The organism is Pseudodesulfovibrio halophilus DSM 5663 (assembly GCF_059568665.1).
In genome coordinates this window covers 198,985-216,561 of sequence record NZ_JCANTV010000012.1, presented here as the reverse complement: position 1 = coordinate 216,561, position 17,577 = coordinate 198,985, and the positions used below count along the sequence as shown (strand labels likewise).

The 17,577-nt window shown below is 63.5% G+C and carries 15 protein-coding genes; 5 read left to right on the top strand and 10 right to left on the bottom strand.

Translation table 11 applies throughout. From position 1 onward, the window contains the following. Positions 1 to 70: 70 nt before the first annotated feature. From BR24_RS11705 to BR24_RS11685, 5 genes are read right to left on the bottom strand one after another with little or no spacing between them, the layout of a single operon-like run. The gene (locus BR24_RS11705; protein WP_496541662.1) at positions 71 to 889 is read right to left on the bottom strand and encodes a prephenate dehydrogenase/arogenate dehydrogenase family protein; all 819 of its coding nucleotides are present in this window, start codon (positions 887 to 889) and stop codon (positions 71 to 73) included. Next, positions 859 to 2,214, bottom strand: coding sequence for a 3-phosphoshikimate 1-carboxyvinyltransferase (gene aroA, locus BR24_RS11700; RefSeq protein WP_496541661.1), 1,356 nt, complete (start codon positions 2,212 to 2,214; stop codon positions 859 to 861). The genes BR24_RS11705 and aroA overlap by 31 nt, the downstream gene beginning before the upstream one ends. Positions 2,215 to 2,219: 5 nt before the next feature. Then, on the bottom strand, positions 2,220 to 3,311 hold the full coding sequence (pheA, locus tag BR24_RS11695; protein WP_496541660.1) for a prephenate dehydratase: 1,092 nt from the start codon (positions 3,309 to 3,311) through the stop codon (positions 2,220 to 2,222). 2 nt (positions 3,312 to 3,313) lie between these two features. Further along, on the bottom strand, positions 3,314 to 4,288 hold the full coding sequence (locus BR24_RS11690; RefSeq protein WP_496541659.1) for a 3-dehydroquinate synthase II family protein: 975 nt from the start codon (positions 4,286 to 4,288) through the stop codon (positions 3,314 to 3,316). 13 nt (positions 4,289 to 4,301) lie between these two features. Beyond that, positions 4,302 to 5,099, bottom strand: a complete 798-nt coding sequence (locus BR24_RS11685; protein ID WP_496541658.1) for a 2-amino-3,7-dideoxy-D-threo-hept-6-ulosonate synthase — start codon at positions 5,097 to 5,099, stop codon at positions 4,302 to 4,304. Positions 5,100 to 5,611: 512 nt separating this feature from the next. Here BR24_RS11685 and BR24_RS11680 point away from each other — a divergent pair. Genes BR24_RS11680 through BR24_RS11670 form a run of 3 tightly spaced genes read left to right on the top strand, consistent with a single transcriptional unit; the run spans position 5,612 to position 8,622 of the window. Next, entirely contained in the window at positions 5,612 to 6,973 is a 1,362-nt protein-coding gene (locus BR24_RS11680; RefSeq protein WP_496541657.1) for an ammonium transporter, read from the top strand. 34 nt (positions 6,974 to 7,007) lie between these two features. Further along, positions 7,008 to 7,340, top strand: a complete 333-nt coding sequence (locus tag BR24_RS11675; RefSeq protein ID WP_496541656.1) for a P-II family nitrogen regulator — start codon at positions 7,008 to 7,010, stop codon at positions 7,338 to 7,340. A 25-nt stretch (positions 7,341 to 7,365) separates the two neighbouring features. Next, positions 7,366 to 8,622, top strand: coding sequence for an EAL domain-containing protein (locus BR24_RS11670; RefSeq protein ID WP_496541655.1), 1,257 nt, complete (start codon positions 7,366 to 7,368; stop codon positions 8,620 to 8,622). A 2-nt stretch (positions 8,623 to 8,624) separates the two neighbouring features. Here BR24_RS11670 and BR24_RS11665 read toward each other — a convergent pair whose 3' ends face one another. Further along, positions 8,625 to 10,898, bottom strand: coding sequence for a SpoIIE family protein phosphatase (locus BR24_RS11665; RefSeq protein ID WP_496541654.1), 2,274 nt, complete (start codon positions 10,896 to 10,898; stop codon positions 8,625 to 8,627). A 199-nt stretch (positions 10,899 to 11,097) separates the two neighbouring features. Here BR24_RS11665 and BR24_RS11660 point away from each other — a divergent pair, with 199 nt between their 5' ends. After that, positions 11,098 to 11,589 (top strand): Spy/CpxP family protein refolding chaperone, encoded by a 492-nt coding sequence (locus BR24_RS11660; protein WP_496541653.1) that lies wholly within the window; start codon positions 11,098 to 11,100, stop codon positions 11,587 to 11,589. 78 nt (positions 11,590 to 11,667) lie between these two features. Here BR24_RS11660 and metK read toward each other — a convergent pair whose 3' ends face one another. Genes metK through panC form a run of 3 tightly spaced genes read right to left on the bottom strand, consistent with a single transcriptional unit; the run spans position 11,668 to position 14,104 of the window. After that, positions 11,668 to 12,840 carry a methionine adenosyltransferase gene (gene metK / locus BR24_RS11655; RefSeq protein ID WP_496541652.1) on the bottom strand — a complete coding sequence of 391 codons (1,173 nt, stop codon included), beginning with the start codon at positions 12,838 to 12,840 and terminating at the stop codon, positions 11,668 to 11,670. A 24-nt stretch (positions 12,841 to 12,864) separates the two neighbouring features. Further along, a complete protein-coding gene (panD, locus tag BR24_RS11650) occupies positions 12,865 to 13,251 on the bottom strand; it encodes an aspartate 1-decarboxylase (protein ID WP_496541651.1) in 387 nt (128 codons plus the stop codon). 4 nt (positions 13,252 to 13,255) lie between these two features. Then, positions 13,256 to 14,104, bottom strand: a complete 849-nt coding sequence (gene panC / locus BR24_RS11645) for a pantoate--beta-alanine ligase (protein WP_496541650.1) — start codon at positions 14,102 to 14,104, stop codon at positions 13,256 to 13,258. A 193-nt stretch (positions 14,105 to 14,297) separates the two neighbouring features. Here panC and BR24_RS11640 point away from each other — a divergent pair, with 193 nt between their 5' ends. Then, positions 14,298 to 16,718, top strand: coding sequence for a diguanylate cyclase domain-containing protein (locus BR24_RS11640; protein WP_496541649.1), 2,421 nt, complete (start codon positions 14,298 to 14,300; stop codon positions 16,716 to 16,718). 59 nt (positions 16,719 to 16,777) lie between these two features. On the opposite strand, the gene BR24_RS11635 is transcribed toward BR24_RS11640, so the two are convergent. Continuing rightward, a complete protein-coding gene (locus tag BR24_RS11635; RefSeq protein WP_496541648.1) occupies positions 16,778 to 17,575 on the bottom strand; it encodes a substrate-binding periplasmic protein in 798 nt (265 codons plus the stop codon). Between the last annotated feature and the right edge of the window lie 2 nt (positions 17,576 to 17,577).

Below are 17,577 nucleotides of genomic sequence, written 5' to 3'. Positions count from 1 at the left end.
GACAAAAAACAAAAAGGCCGCATCCGGGAGGGATGCGGCCTTGAAACCTGAGTTCAGTGTTGCCTTCGTGCTAGTCCGTTTTTCGGATGCACCCCTCCCCTGTATTGTCTTCGCGCCACCACCACTGGGCGAGGGAGGTCAGCAGATCAAAGTCCCCGCCGGCGGCGAGGGACAGGAAGGACATGAAACCGCGAGCGGTTTCCTGAAGGTAGGGGTTGGCCTCGGAGATGTCCGCGAAGAGCTCGGAGTCCTGAGTGAGCATCTTGCGGGCGGCGTCGAGGCGGCGGTTGAAGGACGGGGTCACGAACTTGTCCGCGTTGGGCAGGCGCGAGGCCATGCCGAGGTAGGCGGCGGTGGTGATGTAGTTCAGCCCCTGAATGGCGGCCATGGCGCGGTCGTGTTCCTCGGCGGTGGTCATGAAGGTGTCGTACCCGCAGGCGTCGAAGAGCGCGGCCACCCGACTTGCGGCGTCGGCGTCCCGGCCTTCGGCCACGGCGACGCGCGGCTCGAAGCCTTCCGGGATCACCGGTCCGAAGAGGGGGTGGGTGCCCACCACGGGGCCGTCGTGCGCGTCCATCATTTCCTTCATGGGTTTGACCTTCACCGAGCAGACGTCCGCCAGCACGGTGTCGGGGTGCAGGCTCTCCCTCGCCGCGCCAAGCACGGAAGGAAAAGCCGTTACCGGAACACATAGCAACAGCAGGTCGCAATCGGCAACGACTTCGGCGACCTCGGCGGGATTTGTCGCGTGATCGTAACCTTTCACGTCGGCGCCGAGCGCGCGGAAGCGTTCCATGAGCAGCGCGCCCATCTGGCCGTCGGAGCCGGCCACGGCTATGCGGGCAAAGGCGGGCTGCATCAGTCCTGCCCCTCCATGATGATCTTCCATGCGTCGTGGAAGCCCGGGAACGACTTGCCGACACAGGCCGGGTTGTCCAGCTCCACGTCGATTCCCGCCAGTCCGAAGATGGACATGCTCATGGCAATGCGGTGGTCGCCGTATGTCTCGAAGCCGATGGCGCCGCCGTCGGGCAGCGGCTTCGGGTCGATGCGGATGCCGTCCTCGAACAGCTCCACGCCGCACCCTGTCTTGGCGATCTGGTCGGCGCAGGCCTGAAGCCGGTCCGACTCCTTGATGCGCAGATGCGCCACGTTTGTGATGGTGGTGGGGCTGACCGCGAAGGCCGCCGCCACGGCCACGGTGGGCACGATGTCCGGGCATTTGCCCATATCCACGGTGATGCCGCGCAGCTTGCGGGGGTAGATGGTCACGCCCTTGTCCGGGGTGACGTTGATGCCCGCGCCCATCTGGGCGAGAATGTCGATGATGGCCCGGTCACCCTGAAGCGAGTCGGCGGTGACGCCGCGGATGTTGACGGCCTTCTTGCCCACGGCTCCGGCGGCGAGGAAGTAGGAGGCGTTGCTCCAGTCGCCTTCCACGCGGTAATCGGTGCAGCGGTATCCGCCGGGGCGGACCACGAAACGCAGGGTGCCCGGCTCCACGGTCCGGATGGCCTTCCACGGGGTGTCTGTCCACTGGCCGTCCTGAAGCGTCTGCACCGAGAAGTCGGCCTTGAAGTCTTCCATGATGCGCAGGGTCAGGGCCACATAAGGCCAGGACACCGCCTTCTTCCCCGTGACGTTGATGATGGTCTCGGAGTCCGAAAGCGGCGCGCCGAGCAGCAGGCCGGAAAGGTACTGGCTGGATTCCTCGAGGGTGATGTCCACCGGCCCCTTGCCATATCCCGCGCTGTCCATGACGAAGGGCAGGAATCCCTGCTCCACCTCATAGGTGATGTCCACGCCGAGGGCGGTCAGGGCGTCGCAGAGCTCCCTCATGGGGCGCTCCTGCATGCGGGGGGCTCCGTCGGCGCGGAAGCGGCCGCGTCCGGCGGCGGCCACGGCGGTCATGAGCCGGGCGGTGGTGCCGGATTCGTGAAAATACATCTGTGCCGGGGCCGCGTCCCTGTCTCGGCCGTCGTGATTGCCGCCCTGCGGACCGGTCTCGGTGCCGGTGACGGCGATGGCGCCGTGGGGCATGTCCTCGAAAGCGATGCCGCAGGCTTCGAGACAGCCTCGGGTGCGGTGGATGTCGTCACTGTCGAGCAGCCCGGAGATGATCGAGCGGCCGGGAGCCAGTGCGCCGGCGATGAGGGTGCGGTGCGACAGGGACTTGGAGGCCGGGGCCTGTATGATGATGGTGTCGTTGTGCATTGTGGTTAGACCTCCGTTCCTCTGGGCGCGGCGGGGTAGGTCCCCAGTACGCGCAGGGTGTGGCACTGCTCGCGCAGCATGTTCAGCATGGACTCGTATCCGCTGGTGCTCAGGTCGCATTCGAGGTCGGTGAAGAAGACGTACTTCCACTTTTCTCCCCGGAACGGACGCGATTCCAGCTTGGTCATGTTGATGCCCCGGCCCGCAAGCGTGTTGAGCACGCCGGCGAGGGAGCCGGGACGGTCCGGCAGCGTGAAGAGAATGCTGGTCTTGTCGCGCCGTTCCTCGCGGGTGGGGGAGGGGCCGATGACCAGAAAACGGGTCCAGTTGTCCGGGTGGTCCTCGATGCGTCTGGAGAGCACGTTCAGGTCGTGCAGCTCGGCAAGCTGTTCGTGTCCCACAACGGCCGCGCCGGGACGCTGGGCGACGGTCTTCGCGGCCGCGGCCGTGGAGTCGGCGGTGAAGCGCGGCACACCCTTGAGGTGGGAGTTGAGCCAGTCGCGGCACTGCTCCAGCGGCTGCGTGTGGGAGTGGACCTCGGTGATCTCCTCGAGGGACTCCTCGCGGCTCATGAGGCTGTGGCTGATGCGCACGTAAAGTTCGGACTGGATGAAAACGGGATACTTCATGAACAGGTCCACCACCTGCCCCACGGTGCCTTCAAGGGAGTTCTCCAGCGGGACCACGCCCAGTTCCGCGCCCTCGTCGGCCACGGCCCGGAAGATGTCTTCGAAGTTGTCTTTGGGGGTGAGGTGCTGGGAGTGGCCCATGTGGGTCAGGGCGGCCACGTGGGAGAAGGTCCCTTCGGGGCCGAGGTAGACCGTGCGTTCCGGGCGTTGCAGCCTGCGGGACGAGGACATTATCTCGCGATAGATGGAGCGCAGGTGTTTTTCCGGCAGCGGGCCGGGGTTGCCTCCGGCGATGCGGTCCATGACCTCCTTCTCGCGGAAGGGAGCGTAGATGGGCTCGTCGCGTTCGGACTTCCAGCGGCCCACGTCGAGGCTCACCCGGGCGCGGGCGTTGAGGACGTCGATGAGCTGCCTGTCCAGCTTGTCGATCTCCTCACGGAGCTTGTTCAGATTGGTATCGCCGCTCATGGTTAGTCTTCCTTGATTTCCTCTTTGACCCGCATGCCGAAATGGCGTCCGGCCTCATCCGTGGCGGCCAGAATCCTGTCGCCTTCCTTCAGCGTGACCACGCTCACGGGCTCGCCGGATTCGGAGACCACGCGGATGGTTTCCGCGTTCTGGAGAAAGACCTGTCCCTTGGCGCCGGATTCGGTCTCGGCCTCGATGAGCAGCATGGGCCGCACTTCGGTCTTGCAGCGGCCGACGGTGGCGAGGCCGGTCTGGCCGTCCGCGCCCACGATGAGGACGTCATCGCCCGAGGAAAGTTCTTCGAGATAATTGGTGCGGTCGCCCGGCATCTTGCAGTAGGCGTGCACCGCGCCCGCGTTGATGCGGAAGGGGCGGGCCGCGACGTAAGGGTTTGATTCGGTTTCGGCGTGGACGAGGAAGGTGAAGGCGGAAGAGTTGCCCACGAGCATCCCCTGACCTTTCTTGAGGATGGAGATGGTGTCCACGCATACGCGGTGGCCGAGGCCCGCGGAGGCGATTCTGGTGATGGTGGCCGGTGCAAGTTCCACGGTTCCCTGCGCAAGTTTGAGTTCGGAGACGATGGCCTTGAGTTCGGCGGCCGCTTCGGGAAGGACCACCATGGTCTCGGCGCCGCGCTCCAGAATGCCGGCGGCGAGGCGGGCCCGCTCGAGATTTTCCACCTCCAGCGCCACGTCGGGCACCTGCGCGAGGATGTTCTCCACCGGGATGATCTCCCACCCTCTTTCGAGGATGACGTTCTCTCCGGCCTGCATGCGGGCCACGGCGGATTCCTCGTCGGCCTTCTCGTTTACGGCAACGGTGGGCATCTCGTTGGTGGTGACGACGTCCACGCGGCCGAGCGCCTTGATGTCGTCCACCATGTCAGGCTCTGCCAGAATGGCGTCCACGCCGGATTCCAGCGCGAGGGTGAGCAGGGTTTTGTCGAAAGGGACGGCCTTGAAGATGATGCGTTTCATGTCCGGATGGTCCTTATTCCCCGACGTGCGCGAGGGCGTCTTCCACGTTCGCGTCCTGATGGACGACCATGTTCAGGGCTTCGCAGAGGCGGGTGGGGTCGCTGTGCTGGAACACGTTGCGTCCCACGGAGAGGCCTGCGCCGCCTGCCTCGATGGAGTCGTGCACCATCTGCAGGAAGTCGCGGGTGGAGTCGAGCTTGGGGCCTCCCGCGATGACGACCGGGATGCAGCAGGAGTCGCAGACTCGGGTGAAGGTCTCGGGGTCGCCGGTGTAGGGGACCTTGACCACGTCCGCGCCCAGCTCGGTCCCCACTCGGGCGCAATGGGCCACCACTTCGGGGGCGTATTCGTCGGAGACCTTGGGGCCGCGGGCATAGACCATGGCCAGCAGGGGGATGCCCCATTCGGCCGCGGAGGCGGAAACTTTTCCGAAATCGTTGAGCATTCTGGCTTCGGTTTCGTCGCCGAGATTGCAGTGGATGCTGACTGCGTCGGCGCCGAGGCGGATGGCGTCTTCGACTGTGGCGACGAGGGTCTTGGCGTTGGGGAAGGGGGATATGGATGTGGAGGCGGAGAGGTGGACAATGAGGCCGATGTCGCGGCCTTCGGCTCGGTGGCCGCATCGGACGAGGCCCTTGTGTTCGATGACGGCGTTGGCCCCGCCCTCGACGACTCTGGATACCGCGTCCTTCATGTCCACCAGCCCGTCTATGGGCCCGACCGTGACGCCGTGATCCATGGGGACCACGATGGTTCTTCCGGTGTTTCGGTTGAAGATGCGCTCCAACCGGATGGCTTTGCCTATGTGCATTTCCCAGTCTCCTTTGCTTTCGGAACCGCCAACATCCTGCGGCGTCTGCCCTTTTCACCGAACGAAAAAAGGGGCCGCCGGCTTTCCGCCCGCGGCCCCTTCGAGGTTGTTTTCAGGTCTCCCTGCTACAACACACCCTCTCCGGAAACGCGGACGCGTCCGTACCAAAACCAAAAATACAGGTAGGTAAAGAGGGAGTAGTTGGCAAAGATTTTGTTCATGTCTTTTGACCTATGCGAAAGCCGGGTTATATGTCAACAAGGAATTTTGAAAAGAAGATTTTGACAAAAAAAGCAATCTATTTTTAGTGAGTGAGTTCTTGTTACGCAATAAATAATTTTTTTGTAAAATATGCTCAAAGAGAGCGGTCGTCGGTGAACAAAAATGTGTAAATCCGGAGAGGTTATAATCTTCGCCTTGCAGAGAAAAGTGTATCTTTTCAGACCATTGGTGGTTTTGGCACCAACCTTGCCATGGTGGTGCATCAACGCAAACCTTCAAGGAGGACCACCATGCTGTCAATTCTGCGGAACCCGGTCGGCAAAAACGCACGTTTGGCCATCGCCGCGGCTTTCATGAGTGCCACGTTCCTCCCCGCGTGGGCACATGCGGGGGACGCGGAGTTCCTGACTCAGTCGAACGCAAACATCCTTTGGACCCTCGTCGCCGCCATTCTGGTCATGCTCATGCAGGCCGGATTCGGATGCGTCGAGGCCGGTTTCACTCGCGCCAAGAGTGCGGGGAACATCATGATGAAGAACTTCCTCGACTTTTCGGCGGGGACCATCATCTTTTTCCTTTTCGGCTTCGCGCTCATGTTCGGCACGGACATGGGAGGCTTTATCGGAACCTCCGGGTTCAGCCTCGGCGGCGTGGCCGAAGGTGATCTGCCCTGGACCTATACCTTCTGGTTCTTCCAGAGCGTATTCGCGGCCACTGCGGCCACCATCGTCTCCGGAGGCATGGCCGAGCGCACCAAATTCGGCACCTACGTCGTGGTCAGCGCACTCGTCACCGGCCTGATCTACCCCATCTCCGGCCACTGGGCCTGGGGTAGCCTGTGGCTCGGCGACGCCGGCGCCGGCTGGCTCGAAGGGCTCGGCTTCAACGACTTTGCAGGATCCTCCGTGGTCCACTCCGTGGGCGGCTGGCTTGCCCTGGCCGGTGCCATGGTGCTCGGCCCCCGCGTGGGCAAGTACACAGAGGACGGAAAGGCCAAGGCCATTCCCGGACACAACATTCCGCTTGCCGGTCTGGGCGTGTTCATCCTGTGGTTCGGCTGGTTCGGCTTCAACCCCGGTTCCACCACCACGGCCGACAACACCATCGGCATGATCGCCATGAACACCTCTCTCGCTGCCGGCGGCGGCGTGCTCGGTGCCATGTTCATCTCCTGGTTCCGCTTCGGCAAGCCGGACATCTCCATGACCATGAACGGCGCCCTCGCAGGGCTGGTCGGCATCACCGCCGGTTGCGCCACGGTCGGCCCCGGCTCCTCCATCGTCATCGGTCTCGTCGCCGGTCTGCTCGTGGTACTCTCCATCGAGTTCATCGACAAGGTGCTCAAGATCGACGATCCCGTCGGCGCATCCAGCGTTCACGGCGTGTGCGGCGCATGGGGAACCCTTGCCTGCGGTCTGTTCAACATCGACGGCGGCCTGTTCTTCGGCGGCGGTTTCAAGCTCCTGGGCGTGCAGCTCATCGGCGTGGGCGCCTTCTTCGTCTGGGCCTTCGGCGTCGGCTGGGTGATGTTCTCCATCCTCAAGGGCCTCATGGGCCTCAGGGTCAAGAAGGACGAGGAACTCAAGGGTCTCGATATCGCCGAGCACGGTTCCGAATCCTACAACGGCTTCCAGCTCTTCACCACCGAGTAGCCGGAAACGAACTGAAACCAAAGGAGAAAGAACCATGAAGCTGGTTATCGCATACATCAGGCCCGAACGTCTCAACGACGTGAAGCAGGCCCTCTACGCCAAGGAAATCTACTCCATGACCGTCACCAACGTCCTCGGCTCCGGCCGTCAGAAAGGGTTCACCGAGACCTGGCGCGGCGTGACCATGGAAGTGAATCTGCTCAAGAAGGTTCGACTGGAGATCGGCGTCAACGACGACTTCCTCGAGCCCGCCATCGACGCCATCAAGTCCGCCGGGCAGACCGGCAACGAGGGCGACGGCGTGATCTTCGTGGTGGAGCTGGCCCGGGCGCTGCGCATCCGCACCGAAGAAGACGGCATCCTCTAACCATACAATAAAAGGAATGACGGGCATGGAAGACGGTTTCCCCGATGTACGGAAAATCCTCGAAGCCGGATCGGTAAAGACGCTCTTTCAGCCCGTCGTTTCCATATCCCGGCGCTCGGTCTTCGCTGTGGAGGCGCTCTCCAGAGGCCTTGAACCGGACACCCACGAGATCATCCCCCCGGCACTGCTTTTCGGCAGGGCCGGGGGCGGTCTCGGAACAGAGCTGGACGCCATGTGCAGCCGCAAGGCCCTCCAGGCCTTCGGCCCGATGCACCACAGCGACGGCAGCGTCATGCTCTCTCTCAACACCGATGTTTCCGTCCTCGAATACGGTTCGCGCGGTTCCCATGCCCTGAACCGCATGGTCAAGGACCTCGGAGTTTCTCCCAACAACGTTATTCTGGAATTGGTCGAATCGAAGGCTGCGGACCTTTCCGCGCTGATGGATTTCGTAAGTTACTACCGGCGTAGAGGCTTTCTCATTGCCCTGGACGATGTGGGCGCGGGGCATTCCAATCTGGATCGCATCCCGCTTCTCAAGCCGGACGTGCTCAAATTGGACAGGTCGCTTATTTCCGGGATTCACGAACATTTCCACAAACTCGAAGTCGTCCGCTGCCTTGTGCGACTGGCGGCCCGCATCGGCGCACTGGTCGTGGCCGAAGGGGTGGAAACCCCGGAAGAGGCACTGTGCGTGCTTGATTGCGGTGTGGACCTGCATCAGGGGTTTCTCTACGCCGTGCCGGAACAACCGGGCGCGAGTTATCGCGGATCGATCCGTATGGCTGAGGAGGTCGCGGCAGGGCACCGGGCGCGGAGTACGCGCCGCATCAGCGGACGACACGAGCACAGCGCGGCGATGGACGCCGTGATGCTGTCGCTCTGCATGCGGCTGGCGGCTATCCCGCTGGACAGGATGGACGAGGAACTGGCCGGGTGCATCGAGGAGGGGCCGGGGCTCGAGTGCATGTATGTGCTGGACATCCGCGGCACGCAGGTCACCTCCAGCGTATGCGATCCGGACGTGCTCATGCGAACGAGAAGGGTGCTTTACGCTCCGGCGGAGGTCGGCGCCGACCATTCGCTGAAGGATTACTACATCCCCATCCGGGCGGGATTATCCAGACACGTGACGCGCCCCTATATCTCCCTTGCCTCGGGCAACCGCTGCGTGACGCACGCCCGCCGGTTCCGACACTCGCCTTCCGGCGTGGACCTTATCCTGTGCGTGGACATGACCGCGTTCGACGCGGAGCCCTACTGCGTGTCCATGGACGAATAGGATCAGTAGGCGAGCTCTTCCGGAGCAGGCGGCTCGGTTTCCTCGGAGAAACCCACACGGAAGACCGCGCAGGTGACGTCGTCCTCTTGCGGCGCGTCGTCTCGGAACTCGTGAAGATTTTCGAAGAGCGCCGCCAGCACGCTCCCGGCCGACGCTCCGGCGCGCTCGCGCATGAGGGCCATGAGCCGTTCCTTGCCGTACATTTCGCCTTCGGGAGATTTTGTTTCCCAGATGCCGTCGGTGCCGACCAGCAGCATCATCCCCTCGTCCAGTTCCCGGCTGCGGAGCTCGAAGTCCGCGTCGTCAGTCACGCCCAGCGGCAGCCCCTCGCCCCCGAGTTCCTCGAAGCCGTCGGTGGCGGGATCGTAGAGCAGGGCCGGGTCGTGTCCGGCGCGCACCCAGCTCACGCGGCGACCCTGATCGAATTCCAGCAGGAAGAGGGTCATGAAGCGCCCGGTGCCGTCCACGTCCTCGGAAACGAGGCGGTTCACGGAGCGCGCGATCTCGTCCAGCGGCTGGTCCGCTGCGGCGCGGGAGCGCAGGTAGGCCCGGACTGAGGCCATCATCAGCGCCGCCGGGACGCCGTGGCCCGTGACGTCGCCCACTGCCGCGAGGAGGCGGTCGCCCGCGGCGCCTCGGGTGATGAATCCGTAATAGTCGCCGCCGGTTTCATCGCAGTAGGCGCTGTCAGCCGCGATGTCGTAGACGTCGCTCTCGGGAGGGGCGGCGGGAAGAAGGTCCTGCTGCACCTGCTGCGCCACTTCGAGCGCGTTCTTCATGGCGACTCGCTCCCGCAGTTCGGGGACCATCTGGTTGAAGGCGTGACTGAGCTGGCCGATTTCGTCCGTGGAGCGCACGGCGGCGCGCGTGTTGAAGTTGCCGAGGGCCACGCTGCGCACGGCCGAGGCCAGTTCGATGAGGTTGCGGGTATAGAGCTTGGAGAGAATCATCGCCACACCGACCACAAGCCCGGCCACCACGAGGATGATGATGCCCATGTCCCGCGTGTGTTCGTTGACCTGCGCGAGAACGAATTCGCGGGCCTGCTCGGCGTCGCGGACCACATCCTCCCTTGGCACGATCAGCAGCAGCGAGGTGCCGGTCTCGTCCACGGGAGAGAAGGCCCAGAGGGTGTCCTGCCCGTCACCGGCGATGTGTGTCATCCCGGTCTCGCTGTTTTGGATGCGTTTGAGCGCGGCGGCGAAGGATTCGTTGTCGGGCCGTGAGAGAAAGCGTTTGCCTTCCGGGACCATCCAGTTGCCCTGCCGCTGCCCGCGAGTGGAGGTTTCCCGTGCGAGAATCTTGAGCCTGCCTGTTTCGTCAGCGTCATCGTCCGGCCGCACGAGCAGGGCCTCGGAGTCACCGGAATAGATGTCGGCCTTGTGCCTGCGGCCCAGCAGCGAGTCTATGGGGACCACGATGCTCAGATTGCCCATGGTTTTTCCGGCCGTGTCGCGGATGGGAGCGGTGATGCGGAAGGCCATGCGCTTCGTGAGCTCGTCAGGGGAAGGCAGCGACCACGCGAGGCGGGTCTCCAGCTCCTGTCCCACAGGCGGTCCCAGAGGCGTTCTGCTCCGCATGCCGTGCATACCGCTTCGCATGCCTTCGAGCATGTTTTCGGGCATCGTTCCGGCATCCATCCTGCCTCGCATGTGATCGCGGCCCATCCTGCCGCCCATCCTCATGCCCATTCCCATGCCGGGCCCCCGGGAGGTGGTGGGCTCAATGTCGGGGTAGATGAGGGTGGTGCCGTTCTCCAGATGCACGCGCACCCAGAGCACGAGGTCGGGGTAGTCGAACTTGATGCGGCCGAGCAGGGGCACGAGCGACTCGAGGGCCTTGGCCGCGTTGTCGTCGTCAACGGCACCGTCCGGCTTGAACACTCCCAGTTCGCGAAAGTTTACTTCGAGCGGGATGCTGGAGTCACTGCCCAGCCGCAGCGTGTAGTCTTCCAGATACGGTATGGTCGATTCGGGCGGGGAAAAGTCGGGGTTCGGGGCGGTGTGGGAGTGTCCGTAAAGCACGCCTTCTATCTTGGAGGCCAGCAGGAGGGAGGCGGCCTCGAGAAGCTGACCTTCCCGGCGCAGGATGCGGGCGTGGTCCATGGCGATGCGTTCCAGCCCGGAACCGGCTTTGCGCACAAGCGTATCTTCGCTTCGTTCCGCAAGGGTGCCGCCGAGTTGCGTGATATCCTCCCGGACGCTCAACTGAACGGCCAGCAGCGGTATCAGGGCAATGGAAAGCAGTAGAATCAGCAGCTTGAAACGGATGCGCATGGTAACTCCCGATGGGGTTGCGAATTCCGGGGCGCGTTTTGAGGCGCTACGACGGACATATCCTTTCTATCCCCGTGAGGCGGCTGTGGCAACCATGTGCAGAAAACGCGTTCGGCAACATTTTCATCCCGATAATAATGCATAAGCGCCATCCTCATGGTATCGTTGTCGCCAAAACAGAATCAGGAGGTTCTTGACCATGAAGAAGACATTGACAATTCTGCTTTCGCTCTGCCTTTCCATCATTGCGGCTCAGGCTTTCGCCCAGATGGGGTCCGGTCACATGATGGGCGGCTCCGGTTACGGGGGCGGATACGGGCTTACCGAGGAGCAGGTGGAAGCCTCCCGCGAGATTCACGCCAAGTATCAGGACTCCTTTGCGGAGCTCTCGGAAAAGATCTGGTCCAAGCGCGCCCAGTTGTCGGGCGAGCTCGCCAATGAAAAGGTGGATCGCGATCGGGTGGAGAAGCTCGCCGGAGAAGTGGGAGACCTCATGTCCAAGGGATATCAGATGCGCGTGAAGATGTTCATGGACATGCGCGAAAAGGGCCTGTCCTACGGCGCCTGCTCCGGCATGATGGGCGGCGGCATGATGCACGGTGGCGGCATGATGGGCGGCGGTTATCACGGCGGCATGATGGGCCGTGGCATGAAGCGCGGCTATCATGACTACCATGGCTACGGGAACTAGCGATTCGCCGTTCTGAATGAACAATGAAAAAAGGGCGGATGCCGAAGCATCCGCCCTTTGTCGTGTCTTGTGTTGCCGCTAGATCTTGCAGGCGGTGCGCAGGTCGTCCACTGCGTCGGTCTGTTCCCACTGGAATTCGGGGAGTTCGCGACCGAAGTGACCGTAGTTGGTGGTCTTGCGGAAGATGGGGCGGTGAAGCTTCAGGCGCTCCTGAATGTAGTAGGGGCGCAGGTCGAAGACCTCGTTCACGGCCTTGGTCAGCACATCGTCGGGGACCTGTCCGGTGCCGCGGGAGCTGACCACCACGGAGACCGGCTCGGCCACGCCGATGGCGTAGGCGATCTGGACTTCGCATTCCTCTGCGAGGCCGGCTGCCACGATGTTCTTGGCAACGTAGCGGGCCATGTAGGCGCCGGAGCGGTCCACCTTGGAGGGGTCCTTGCCGGAGAACGCGCCGCCGCCGTGTGCGCCGGCGCCACCGTAGGTGTCGTTGATGATCTTGCGGCCGGTCAGTCCTGCGTCGCCCACGGGGCCGCCGATGACGAAGCGTCCGGTGGGGTTGATGTAGGTCTTGATCTTGTCGTCCACCAGATGCTCAGGCAGGGTCTTCATGACCACTTCGCGCATGATGGCTTCCTGCAGGTCGGCATAGGCGATGTTTTCGTCATGCTGGGTGGAGACGACCACGTTGTCGATGCGGCTGGGCTTGCCGTCTACGAACTCTACGCAGACCTGAGTTTTGCCGTCCGGGCGCAGGAAGTCCAGCACGCCTTTCTTGCGGACGTAGGTCAGGCGGCGGGAAAGTTTGTGCGCGTAATAGATGGGGGTCGGCATCAGGCTCGGGGTCTCGTTGGTGGCGAAGCCGAACATCATGCCCTGGTCGCCCGCGCCCTGCTCTTCGGGGCTCTTGCGGTCCACGCCCTGCGCGATGTCCGGGGACTGTTTGTCGATGGAAGAGATGACGGCGCAGGTCTCCCAGTCGAAGCCCATCTTGTCGGAGCTGTTGTACCCGATGTCCTTGATCGTGTTGCGGACGATGTCGGGGAAGTCGGCATAGGCAGTTGTGGAGATTTCACCCGCGATAAACGCCATACCGGTTGTCACGAGGGTTTCGCACGCCACGCGGCAGTTCGGGTCTTCGGCCATGATGGCGTCGAGAATGGCGTCGGAAATCTGGTCGGCCACTTTGTCGGGGTGTCCTTCTGTCACGGACTCGGACGTGAACAGGTACTTGCCTTTGGGAAAAAGCATCGATTCCTCCTTCAGTGTCTATTATTACGATGCATTGGGTACAACGTTTATTTCATAGTCGATGGTCTCTTGGATGGAGTTGTCGGGCCCGGCGATGATCACCTTGGGCTTTGCGCCGATCATCTCGGATTCGTCCAGCCACTGGTAGGTGGCGATGATGATCCGCTGGCCCTTGCTTCCCTTGTGAGCGGCCGCTCCGTTCATGCATATTTCCCCGGGGCCGCCGGGGATGGCATAGGTGGAGAGCCGTTCTCCGTTGTCGAGATTGTAAATATCGACCCGCTCAAAAGGGAGGATGCCCGCGGCTTTCAGCAGCTTCGTGTCGATGGACAGGCTGCCGTGGTACTCCAGCTTCGCACAGGTTATGGTCGCGCCGTGTATCTTGGCGCTGAGAAAGTTTCTCTGGGACACAGCCTTACACCTCTATTGAAAAATTGTCTATCAGTCGAGCCCGGCTCATGAAGATCGCCACCGCGACGAGGGCTTTTTGCCGAATTTCGTTCACGGTTTCGAGGGAATCGGGGTCGACTATTTCGATATAATCGGGCCTGCCGCCGGGAACCTTGGCCGCCAGCTCGTCGCGGATGAACCGTTTAAGGGTAGCGGCGTCCGTGGTTCCGGTCTTCGCCTTTTCCGCGGCGCTGCGCAGGACGGCGTGGATGTTCGGCGCGTTGCGCCGTTCCTCTTCGGTAAGGTAGACGTTGCGGGAACTCAGTGCAAGGCCGTCCGCCTCGCGCACGATGGGGTGCCCCGCGATCTCCACCGGAATGTTCAGGTCGCGGACCATGCGGCGGATGATTGCCAGCTGCTGCCAGTCCTTCTGTCCGAACACCGCGACGCTCGGCCGCGCGAGCATGAACAGCTTGCAGACCACGGTGCACACGCCGCGGAAGTGATCCGGGCGGGATGCGCCGCAAAGGCCCTTGGCCATTTCGGGCACCTGAACCCAGGTGCCGTGGTCCGGCTCGTACATGCTCCCCGGCTCGGGAACGAACAGGACGTCCGCGCCGTGCTCCTCGGCTAGGCGCGCGTCGCGTTCCTCGTCGCGGGGGTAGGTCTCGAGGTCCTCGCCGGGACCGAACTGGGTGGGGTTGACGAAAAGCGAAACAACGAGCCTGTCGCAGCGTTTGCGGCAGCTGTCCATGAGGCTCAGGTGTCCTTCATGGAAATAGCCCATGGTGGGGACGAGGCCGATGCGCAGGCCTTCGCTTTCCCAGTCCATGCACAGCTGCTGCAGCTCTCTGGGATGACGTATGATTTTCATTGCGATCTTCCCGGGCGGTTTGATGCCATTCCCGGCCTTCGGGACCGGTGCCGCTCCTTGGCCCGGACTGCCTTGCCCGGGCGCGCCCAAGGGATGCCCTGCTATGACATTTCCCGACGCGTGTCCACTGTTTCCTCAGGGAGCGCGCACGCGCTCTTGTGCAAAGTGCGGAGCCGTTGTAGTGTCCGCGATCATGAGAAAAATCGACGGTTCATCACACGGCGGCGCGGTTCTGACGCGTCAGGAAATCATCGATCACGAACACGACGTCAAGGACGCCGTGGCGAAATATCTGAGCTTCTCCTCCTACAGCCTGTTTTTCCCGAGGTCAACGGACCCCGAGGCGGAGCCTCCGGAACCGGAATACCGGCGGGAGGACCGGGAGCTGCTGCTGCCGCTGGTGCAGGGCAGAAGAATGCTGGCGTATTTCGTGGTGCGCGACGTCACGGTGCAGGCGCCCAGCGTGGCCCCGAAGTATCTGGCGGGCATCGCCAACGCGGCGCTGGAGATCATCGCCCTCAGAAAACACTGTGTCACGGACCGGCTCACAGGGCTGTTCAACCGCGAACACTACCTCTCCGTGCTGACGCGCGCCGTGGACCGCGTGAAGGGCTGCCTCGTGCCCGGAGCCGGCGGGCTGGCCGCCTGTGAGAACACGGACACGGAGATGCCCACCTTTTCCGGCAACCTCGGCGTGCTTTTTCTTGATTTGGATCGTTTCCAGACCGTGAACGACCGCTACGGCTATCCCTTCGGCGACCGCATCGTGGCCGAGGTGGGCCGGTGTCTGGCCGATGTGTGCCCGGGTTTCGCAGCCGCCTCGCGCTACGGCAACGACAAGTTCGCCGTGCTGCTGCCGGACGCCAACCGTCGCGCCTGTTTTCAACTGGCGGAGGTGATCCGCGAGAGCGTGGAGAAGCTGCATTTCGACGACCCGGTCTCCGGCGACCGCGTGCGGGTGAGCCTGAGCATAGGCTACGCCTCCTATCCGCAGGCGCTGGATGGCCGCCAGTACGGCCTCGACGCCTCGGAGCAGGGGCGCATCGTGTTGCGCAAGGCGCGCCGTGCCGCCGCTGTCGCCAAGGACATGGGCCGCAACCGCGTCTTTGGGTACAGGGACATCCTTGAAAAGGGCGGTCGTGTGCTGGAGACGCTTCCGCTGGATCGTATGGCCGTGAGTCTCGGCACCACGGTGGGCGCGCGGGTGGGACAGCGTTTCCTGATCCGGTCCACCATCTCGGGCCGTCCGGCAGACGCGGCGCTGACCGCGGACGAGCGCATCTCCGGTCGCTATCCGTCCATGTACAAGGCCGAGGCCGTCATCGTGGACGCGCAGGAGGACATCGCCTTCGCCGAGGTGCTGCATCTGGCGGACGCGGCGTGGCCCGTGGAGCCCGGCGACCGGCTGGTGCTTGTCACCGAACAACAGAGCATTTTCGACACCGCCGGGGGCACCGAGACCCGCGACGAGGAATCAGGGCTACTGGAATTCCGCGCCTTCATGGGCCGGTTCGAGGAATATCGGGGCGAGGGCGCGTTCGGCCTGTGCATCGTGAAGATACTGAGCGAGCCGCCGGAGTCCGTTGCCAGTTACCGCGCGCACATGGAGACCATGACTCGGCACGCGGCCACGGTTTCCCGCGACGTGCTCGGGACGGAGGCCGTGGGCGGAAACTATGGCCTCGGCGGATTAATCTTTCTTGTTCCCGACATTTCCGACGCAGCCCTCAGGGACGCGTGCGCGGAGATCGCGACCCGCTGCGAGAGCAAGCTGGCCGTTGACGTCTGCGCGGCGGGCGCGGTCCACCCCTGCCTCGACTTCAAGCCCGGCGAGACCCTCGCCAGCGTGCGTGACGCGCTGGACCACGCCCTGCTGCTGCCGGCGCCCCGCGTGGCCGTGTTCGACTCCGTGACGCTCAACCTCACCGGCGACAGGATGTGGGCCGACGGCGACGTCTACGGCGCGCTGGACCGCTACCGCATGGCGCTCGAGCTGGAGCCGGGAAACTCCACGGCGCGCAACTCGCTTGCCATCTGCTACGCGCATCTTGGCAAGCTGGAGGAGGCGCGGGAGGAGTTCTCCACGGTTCTGGAGCGGGAGCCGGACGACGTTATGGCCCTGTACAACCTCGGGCGCGTGCTGCACCGCATGGGACGCCTCGACGAGGCGCGGGTGGCGTACGACCGCTGCCTTGCGCAGGAGCCGGAGCACATTTTCAGCCTCGTGCGGCTGGGCAACCTCTCCGAGCGGGAAGGGAACCTCGACGAGGCCGAGCGTCTGTATCTCAAAGGCTCCACCCTCAGGGGCGGGGAGACGTTGGCGTACCGTCCGTTGGCCCGCACCGCGTGGAAACGCGGCGATCTGGAGCAGGCGCGCGAATATCTTCATCTGGCGCTCAACGCCAACCACAACGACGCCCACGCCATGTACATGCTGGCGCTGCTGTACATGGAAGGCGGCGAGGACCCGCAGATCGCGGAGGTGTTGGCGAGGCAGAGCGCGGCCCTTCGTCCGGAGCGCGGCGACTATCTGGGCGTGCTGGTCCGGGCCCTTCGGGCGCAGGGCAAGGACGCCGAGGCCGATCAGGTGGCGGGCAGGATTCCCGAGTCCTGAGCGGTTAATGCTTCAGAATGACGAAACGACCCCGGGGCTTCGGCTTCGGGGTCGTTTTTTCAGCGGATGCCGTATTCTTCGAGCAACTCCAGCAGACGGCCGTTGGACTTCATGCGCCGCAGGCCTTCGTCGATGATGGTGCGAAGTTTTTCGCCGCGCGGGGAGCGGGGCAGCAGCATGTGGTAAGGCGTTTTCGGCAGGCCCGGCACCGGCGCGTGCCCTAGGGCCGGGTCGGAGAGGATTTCGATGCCGGTCATGACGTAGGCCGCATAGGGCTCGTAGGCGATGGGGATGTAGTCGCACCGCTGCTGGAGCAGTTTCTTCACGGCCTGAACGATGGTGGTGGAGGATGTGTCAAACCCTTCCGGCGGAATCCCGAACTGATGGTAGCCGAAGCCTTTCACGCCGCAGCCCTTCATGGCATGCAGATCCTCGGCCGACTTGACGTAAGGGCCGAGCGGGTAGCGCTGCGTGGAATAGAGGATGGTCGGGGTCGTCAGGTAGAAGCGTTCGGAGAGCAGGAAGCTCGCGGCCCGCTCCGGGCTGTAGGCGGCGTTGAGCACCACGTCGAGCGTGCCTTTTTGCGTGCGCTCCATGCATTGGTTCCAAGGCATGAGGGAGACCTCAAGCTCCATGCCGTGCGCGTCGAGAATCTCTTCGAGCACGTCGACGGAAAGCCCGGTGAGCGTCCCGGCCTCTTCGCCTTCCCGTTCGTAGAATATGTAGGGCGGCCACTCGGAGATGTCGTCGCAGGCCCGCACCTTTTCTATCGCCGGCGCGGCAACGCCCGCTGCGGCGGCCAAGAGGGTGACGGCCGCCGCAAGGGCGAGGATGGCGAGAGTCGCGGCTCGGTTCATGG

Excerpts from the sequence above, each read along its gene's own strand:
- BR24_RS11705 (WP_496541662.1), bottom strand. The coding sequence starts at position 889 with ATGGAAGATCATCATGGAGGGGCAGGACTGATGCAGCCCGCCTTTGCC.
- aroA (WP_496541661.1), bottom strand. The coding sequence starts at position 2,214 with ATGCACAACGACACCATCATCATACAGGCCCCGGCCTCCAAGTCCCTG.
- pheA (WP_496541660.1), bottom strand. The coding sequence starts at position 3,311 with ATGAGCGGCGATACCAATCTGAACAAGCTCCGTGAGGAGATCGACAAG.
- BR24_RS11690 (WP_496541659.1), bottom strand. The coding sequence starts at position 4,288 with ATGAAACGCATCATCTTCAAGGCCGTCCCTTTCGACAAAACCCTGCTC.
- BR24_RS11685 (WP_496541658.1), bottom strand. The coding sequence starts at position 5,099 with ATGCACATAGGCAAAGCCATCCGGTTGGAGCGCATCTTCAACCGAAAC.
- BR24_RS11680 (WP_496541657.1), top strand. The coding sequence starts at position 5,612 with ATGCTGTCAATTCTGCGGAACCCGGTCGGCAAAAACGCACGTTTGGCC.
- BR24_RS11675 (WP_496541656.1), top strand. The coding sequence starts at position 7,008 with ATGAAGCTGGTTATCGCATACATCAGGCCCGAACGTCTCAACGACGTG.
- BR24_RS11670 (WP_496541655.1), top strand. The coding sequence starts at position 7,366 with ATGGAAGACGGTTTCCCCGATGTACGGAAAATCCTCGAAGCCGGATCG.
- BR24_RS11665 (WP_496541654.1), bottom strand. The coding sequence starts at position 10,898 with ATGCGCATCCGTTTCAAGCTGCTGATTCTACTGCTTTCCATTGCCCTG.
- BR24_RS11660 (WP_496541653.1), top strand. The coding sequence starts at position 11,098 with ATGAAGAAGACATTGACAATTCTGCTTTCGCTCTGCCTTTCCATCATT.
- metK (WP_496541652.1), bottom strand. The coding sequence starts at position 12,840 with ATGCTTTTTCCCAAAGGCAAGTACCTGTTCACGTCCGAGTCCGTGACA.
- panC (WP_496541650.1), bottom strand. The coding sequence starts at position 14,104 with ATGAAAATCATACGTCATCCCAGAGAGCTGCAGCAGCTGTGCATGGAC.
- BR24_RS11640 (WP_496541649.1), top strand. The coding sequence starts at position 14,298 with ATGAGAAAAATCGACGGTTCATCACACGGCGGCGCGGTTCTGACGCGT.
- BR24_RS11635 (WP_496541648.1), bottom strand. The coding sequence starts at position 17,575 with ATGAACCGAGCCGCGACTCTCGCCATCCTCGCCCTTGCGGCGGCCGTC.